Annotated in this window: 3 protein-coding genes; 1 reads left to right on the top strand and 2 read right to left on the bottom strand. The window is 73.6% G+C overall.

Annotated elements, in window-relative coordinates; genetic code table 11:
- Positions 1–1,727 (bottom strand): N-6 DNA methylase (locus BG452_RS27920; protein ID WP_188307124.1); only part of this gene is annotated, 1,727 nt, incomplete at its 3' end.
- Between the two features lie 207 nt (positions 1,728–1,934).
- Between BG452_RS27920 and BG452_RS27915 the strand changes: the two genes are divergently transcribed.
- On the top strand, positions 1,935–2,537 hold the full coding sequence (locus tag BG452_RS27915) for a DUF4352 domain-containing protein (protein WP_188307123.1): 603 nt from the start codon (positions 1,935–1,937) through the stop codon (positions 2,535–2,537).
- A 95-nt stretch (positions 2,538–2,632) separates the two neighbouring features.
- Here the strand turns inward: BG452_RS27915 and mfd are convergent.
- A partial coding sequence (gene mfd, locus BG452_RS27910; RefSeq protein ID WP_188307122.1) for a transcription-repair coupling factor occupies positions 2,633–6,098 on the bottom strand: 3,466 nt, incomplete at its 5' end.

Genomic DNA, 6,098 nt, shown 5'->3' with positions numbered 1-6,098 from the left:
TCCCCGGCCCCCGCGGCGAGGACGGCGCCGGGCGGGGCGCCGGTGGCGAGGTCCTGGTCGGTGATCACCGGGATGCCGCCGCCGGCGGCGCCCGCCGGTCGGGTGGCCGGGCCGGTGCCGGAGGAGTGCACCTCCAGCGCGCCGCTGCGGACCAGCTCGCCCACGGTGACCACGCCGGCCGGTGCCGCGCCGGCGGCTTCCGCGCCGGGCCGCGGGAGCAGCCCGGCCGGGTCCGCCAGCCCGGCCAGCAGTTCCGCCAACCGGGCGCCGAGGTGCGAGAGTTCAGCCGCGTCGCCGAGCCGGACGGCGGGCGGGACGTGTCGGGCGGGGGAGAGGTCGGTCTCGTCGTCCAGGAGGTCGATGGCGGCCATGGTCCGGTGGATCCCGGGGCGGTCGGCGGGGACCGGCAGACCCTCCCGGGCGGCCAGGTCGAAGCCGCGCCAGGAGTCCAGGACGGTACGGCGCAGCTCGGGCCAGTCCACCTTGTCCCGACCGCCCTCCACGGCCACCGGCCCGGCACTCCCGGCCGAAGCCGCCCCGGCGTCGACCAGCAGCACCTGCCGGAAGTCGTCGCCGGGCCTGGGTGCCCGGAGCACCCAGAGGTGCAGCGGGACCCCGTACGGCGGGGCGGCCCCGGCGGGCAGGGCGATGACGGCGCGCAGGGCGCCGGTGCGGAGCAGCTCGGCCCGGATGCGGCGGCCGGCCCGGCGGACGGCGACGGTCGGCGGGAGGAGCAGGGCGGCGAGGCCGCCGGGGCGGGTGTGGGCGAGGCAGTGCAGCACCCAGGCGAGTTCGGACTCCCCGCGCGGCGGGACGAGACCGCCGGGCCAGCGGGTGTCGAACTGCAACTCGTCGTGCCCCCAGTCGCGTTCGTTGTACGGAGGCTGGCAGAGCACCGCTTCGAAGGTGTCCCCGGGGTAGCCGTCGGCGCGCAGCGCGTCGCCGGTGCGCAGGTCGAGCGGGAGCGGGCCGGGTTCGTCGGCGGGGGTGTGCAGGGCGAGCCGGAGCCGGGTGAGGGCGGCCGCGACCGGGTCCGCGTCCTGGCCGTAGCGCCCGGTGGTCGGCGGGTGGGCGAGCAGGACGGCGCCGAGGCCGACGGCCGGGTCCAGCACGGTGGCGGGGACTCCGGAGACGGCGGCCAGCAGCGCGGCGGCCTCCGGCGGGGTGGGGCTGAGCTGGCGGGTGTTGGCCTCGGCGTGGCGGGTGAGCAGTTGCTCGTACGCGCCGGTCGGGCCGGCCTCGGCCGCGAGGTCGGCGAGCAGCCGGGCGAGGTCCAGCTGGGTGCTCCCGAGCAGGACGGGCAGGCGCAGGTCGCGCGGGCCGTCCGGGCCGAAGGCGTGCACGGCGGTGTCGGCGACGGCGCGGGGCAGCGCGGTGGCGAGCCGGCCGTCGGGCTGGTCGGCGAGGACGGTCCAGTGCTCGGGGGCGCGATGCAGCAGCAGGAGCACGGCTCCGGCCTCGACCAGGGGGGCGGCGGGGTGGCCGGCCGGGTCGCGCAGGGTGTCGAGCAGTTGCCAGACCCGCTCCAGCAGCGGGAGTTCGGCGATCTTGCCCTGGGCGCGCAGCCAGGTCTCGACCTGGTCGAGGGCGAAGGTCGGGCTGGCGTCGGTGCCGCCGACCGGGCGGGGGAAGTCGGAGTGGCGGCGGCGCCAGTTGCTGACCGCGGCACGGCCGACGCCGGCCAGCCGGGCGATCTCGACGGCGGTCACTTCGGGGCGGTCCGGCACGGGAGGCTCCTTCGATCGGGGTGACGGCGCGGCGGGGTCGCTGTGATCACACAGCATAGCGACGCGGCCCGTCGGCTCCGTTCACGTGTGAACAGAGTTCTTTTGTGAAATCTCATTGACAGCGTTCACGGCCGAGTGGTGTGATTTCCCCGTCGCCACCGAACGGGCCGACAACCACCAGCACCACCGACCACCGGGAGAACCGCCATGTCCGCCACCACCCGCCGCACGACCACCACCCGCCGCACCGCCGCCCTGCTGCTCGGCGCCTCGCTGATCACCCTCACCGCGACTGCCTGCAACTCCACCGGCGGTGCCTCCGTCTCCACCGACGCGAAGCAGACCGCTGCCGCCGGCACGGGAGCCACCAAGGCCGCCGACGCCCCCAAGGCCCCCGCCAAGATCGGCGACACCATCGCCCTCAAGGCCACGGACAAGGGCAACACCGCCGACGTCACCGCGGTGAAGGTGGTCGACCCGGCCGAGAGCGCCAGCGAGTACCTCAAGCCGGCCGACGGCAAGCACTACGTGGCGGTGCAGTTCCAGATCAAGGCCACCGGTGCCCAGGCGTACGGCGAGGTCCCCGCCAGCAGCGCCAAGGTCGTGGACACCCAGGGCCAGGCCTACGGCCCGAACCTGGAGGAGACCAAGGCCGGCCCGGCCTTCCAGACCCCCACCAACATCGCCCCCGGCGAGACCGGCAAGGGCTTCGTCACCTTCGAGGTCCCGGACGGCACCAAGCTCGACAAGGTCCAGTTCGCCCTGGACAACGGCTTCGCCCCGCAGGCCGGCCAGTGGAAGATCGGCTGACCCCGGGCGCACCGCCCGAACGGAAACGGCGGCCCCGGGCAGAGCCCGAGACCGCCGTGCGCCATCGACCGCCGTGCGCCGTCGACCGCCGGGTGCTACTTCTTCGCCCCCGCCAGGTCGTCGAACATGGCCGACAGGAACTCGGTGCACCAGCCCAGCAGTTCCCGCCCGACCAGCGGCTTGCCGCCGATCCGGCCGGTGCTCGGCCGGGGCACCAGCAGCTGCTGGGCCGCCGCCTTGACCTGGCTGCGCGGGTAGAGCCGGTTCAGCCGCAGCTGCTGGGACTCGCGCAGTTCCACCGGGCCGAACCGGACGTTGGAGCCCTGCAGGGTGATGTCCGAGATCCCGCACCGCCGGGCGTACAGCCGCAGCGCGGCGACCATCAGCAGGTTCTCCACCGGCTCCGGCAGCTTCCCGTAGCGGTCCGCGAGTTCGTCCCGGACCTGCTGGATGTCCGGCTCCGAGTTGACCGCCGCGATCGAGCGGTAGGCCTGCAACCGCAGCCGCTCGCCGGGCGCGTAGTCGTGCGGCACGTGGGCGTCGACCGGCAGCTCGATCTTCACCTCCAGCGGCTCCTCCTCCGGCTCGCCGCCGTTCGCCAGCGACTCGCGGAACTCGGCCACCGCCTCGCCGACCATCCGCATGTAGAGGTCGAAGCCGACCCCCGCGATGTGCCCGGACTGCTCGCCGCCGAGCAGGTTGCCGGCCCCGCGGATCTCCAGGTCCTTCATCGCGACGTACATGCCGGCGCCCATCTCGGTGTGCTGGGCGATGGTGGCCAGTCGCTCGTGGGCGGTCTCGGTGAGCGGCTTCTCCGGCGGGTACAGCATGTACGCGTAGCCGCGCTCGCGCCCGCGCCCGACCCGGCCGCGCAGCTGGTGCAGCTGGGAGAGGCCGAAGGTGTCGCCGCGTTCGACGATCAGGGTGTTGGCGTTGGAGATGTCGATGCCGGACTCCACGATCGTGGTCGACACCAGGACGTCGAACTCCTTCTCCCAGAAGTCGACGACGACCTTCTCCAGCTGGGTCTCCCCCATCTGCCCGTGCGCGGTGGCGATCCGCGCCTCGGGCACCAGGTCCTTGAGCCGGGCGGCGGCCTTGTCGATCGACTCCACCCGGTTGTGGATGTAGAACACCTGGCCCTCGCGCAGGAGTTCACGGCGGATCGCGGCCGAGATCTGCTTCTCGTCGTACGGCCCGACGAAGGTCAGCACCGGGTGCCGCTCCTCCGGCGGGGTGGTGATGGTGGACATCTCGCGGATGCCGGTGACGGCCATCTCCAGGGTGCGCGGGATCGGCGTCGCGGACATGGTGAGCACGTCCACGTTGGCGCGCAGCTTCTTCAGCTGCTCCTTGTGCTCGACGCCGAAGCGCTGCTCCTCGTCGACGATGACCAGGCCGAGGTCCTTGAACCTGGTCTCGGAGGAGAACAGCCGGTGGGTGCCGATGACGACGTCCACCGAGCCCTCGAACAGCCCCTCCAGGACGGCCTTGGCCTCGCTGTCGCTCTGGAAGCGGGACAGCGCCTTCACGGTGACCGGGAAGGTGGCGTACCGCTCGGCGAAGGTGGAGAAGTGCTGCTGCACCAGCAGCGTGGTCGGCACCAGCACCGCCACCTGCTTGCCGTCCTGCACCGCCTTGAACGCGGCCCGTACGGCGATCTCGGTCTTGCCGTAGCCGACGTCGCCGCAGATCAGCCGGTCCATCGGGACGGACTTCTCCATGTCGGACTTGACCTCGGCGATGGTGGTCAGCTGGTCCGGCGTCTCCGCGTACGGGAAGGCGTCCTCCAGCTCGCGCTGCCACGGGGTGTCCGGGCCGAAGGTGTGGCCGGGCGCGGCCATCCGGGCCGAGTACAGCTTGATCAGGTCGGCGGCGATCTCCTTGACCGCCTTCTTGGCCCGCTGCTTGGTCTTCGCCCAGTCCGCGCCGCCGAGCCGGTGCAGGGTCGGGGCCTCGCCGCCGACGTACTTGGTGACCTGGTCGAGCTGGTCGGTCGGCACGAACAGCCGGTCGCCGGGGTGGCCGCGCTTGGCGGGGGCGTACTCCAGCACCAGGTACTCGCGGGTGGCGCCCTGGACGGTGCGCTGCACCATCTCGACGTACCGGCCGACGCCGTGCGCCTCGTGCACGACGTAATCGCCGGTCGCCAGGGCCAGCGGGTCGATCGCGTTGCGGCGCCGGGACGGCATCCGGCGCATGTCCTTGGTGGAGGACTTCTGGCCGGACAGGTCGGTCTCGGTGATGACGGTGAGCTTCAGCCGCTCGTCCACGAAGCCGTGCTCGATGGAGCCGCAGGAGACGTACACGACGTCCCGGGTGGGCGCCTCGCCGAGGTCGGCGACCAGCCGGGCCGGGATGCCCTCGTTGCCGAGCACCTCCGCCAGTCGCGAGGCCGGGCCGTGGCCCTCCGTCACCATGACGACCCGCCAGTCGGAGGCCAGCCGGTCCTTGGCGTCGGCGATCGCCCGGGCGGTGTCGCCCCGGTAGGCCTCGACGGCGTGCATGCCGAGGGTCAGCGTGTTGGCGTCGAACTCGAGGATCCCGTCGACCGTGGACTCGCTGGTCGCGAACGGACTGACGGACCACCAGCGAAGTCCGATCTCGTCGGCGTGCTCGCGCACCTCGGCGAGCGAGCGCAGCGAGGCGGCGGAGACGTCGATGGTCTCCAGGTCGATCGGCAGGTCACCGCCGGCGGCCGCGGCGACCCAGGAGGCGTGCAGGAACTCCTGGCTGGTGGCCACCAGGTCGGCGGCCCGGGTCCGCACCCGCTCCGGGTCGCAGACCACCGCGACCGAGCCGAGCGGCAGCACGTCGAGCAGCAGTTCCATGTCGTCGACCAGCACCGGCGCCAGCGACTCCATGCCCTCGACCGCGATGCCCTCGGCGATCTTGTCCAGGATCTCGGCCAACCCGGGCTGCGCGACGGACAGTTCGGCGGCCCGGGCGCGCACCTCCGCGGTCAGCAGCAGCTCCCGGCAGGGCGGCGCCCACAGGCCGTGCTCGGCGATCTCCAGCGAGCGCTGGTCGGCGACCTTGAAGTAGCGGATCTCCTCGACCTCGTCGCCCCAGAACTCCACCCGCAGCGGGTGCTCCTCGGTCGGCGGGAAGACGTCCAGGATGCCGCCGCGGACGGCGAACTCGCCGCGCTTCTCGACCAGTTCGACCCGCGCGTAGGCGGCCGCGGCGAGCTGTCGGGCCACCTCCTCCAGGTCGTGCGACTCACCGCGCTGGACGGCCACCGGCTCCAGCTCGGCCAGCCCCTTGACCTGCGGCTGGAGCACCGACCGGACCGGGGCGACGATTACCTGCACCGGTCCGGCCGCCGGATCGTCCGCCCGCGGGTGGACGATCCGGCGCAACACGGCCAGCCGGCGGCCGACGGTGTCCGAGCGGGGCGACAGCCGCTCGTGCGGCAGGGTCTCCCAGGCCGGGTACTCGGCGACCGCGTCGGCGGGCAGCAGCGAGCGCAGCGAGGCGGCCAGGTCCTCGGCCTCCCGGCCGGTGGCGGTGACGGCCAGCACCGGGCGGCCCCGGTCGCCGGCGGCCTGCCCGGCCAGC

The sequence above is a fragment of the Streptomyces sp. CBMA123 genome (genome assembly GCF_014596465.1).
GTDB lineage: Bacteria > Actinomycetota > Actinomycetes > Streptomycetales > Streptomycetaceae > Kitasatospora.
The sequence above is the reverse complement of the archived record's forward strand: the minus strand, read 5'-3'. Positions and strand labels throughout refer to the sequence as shown.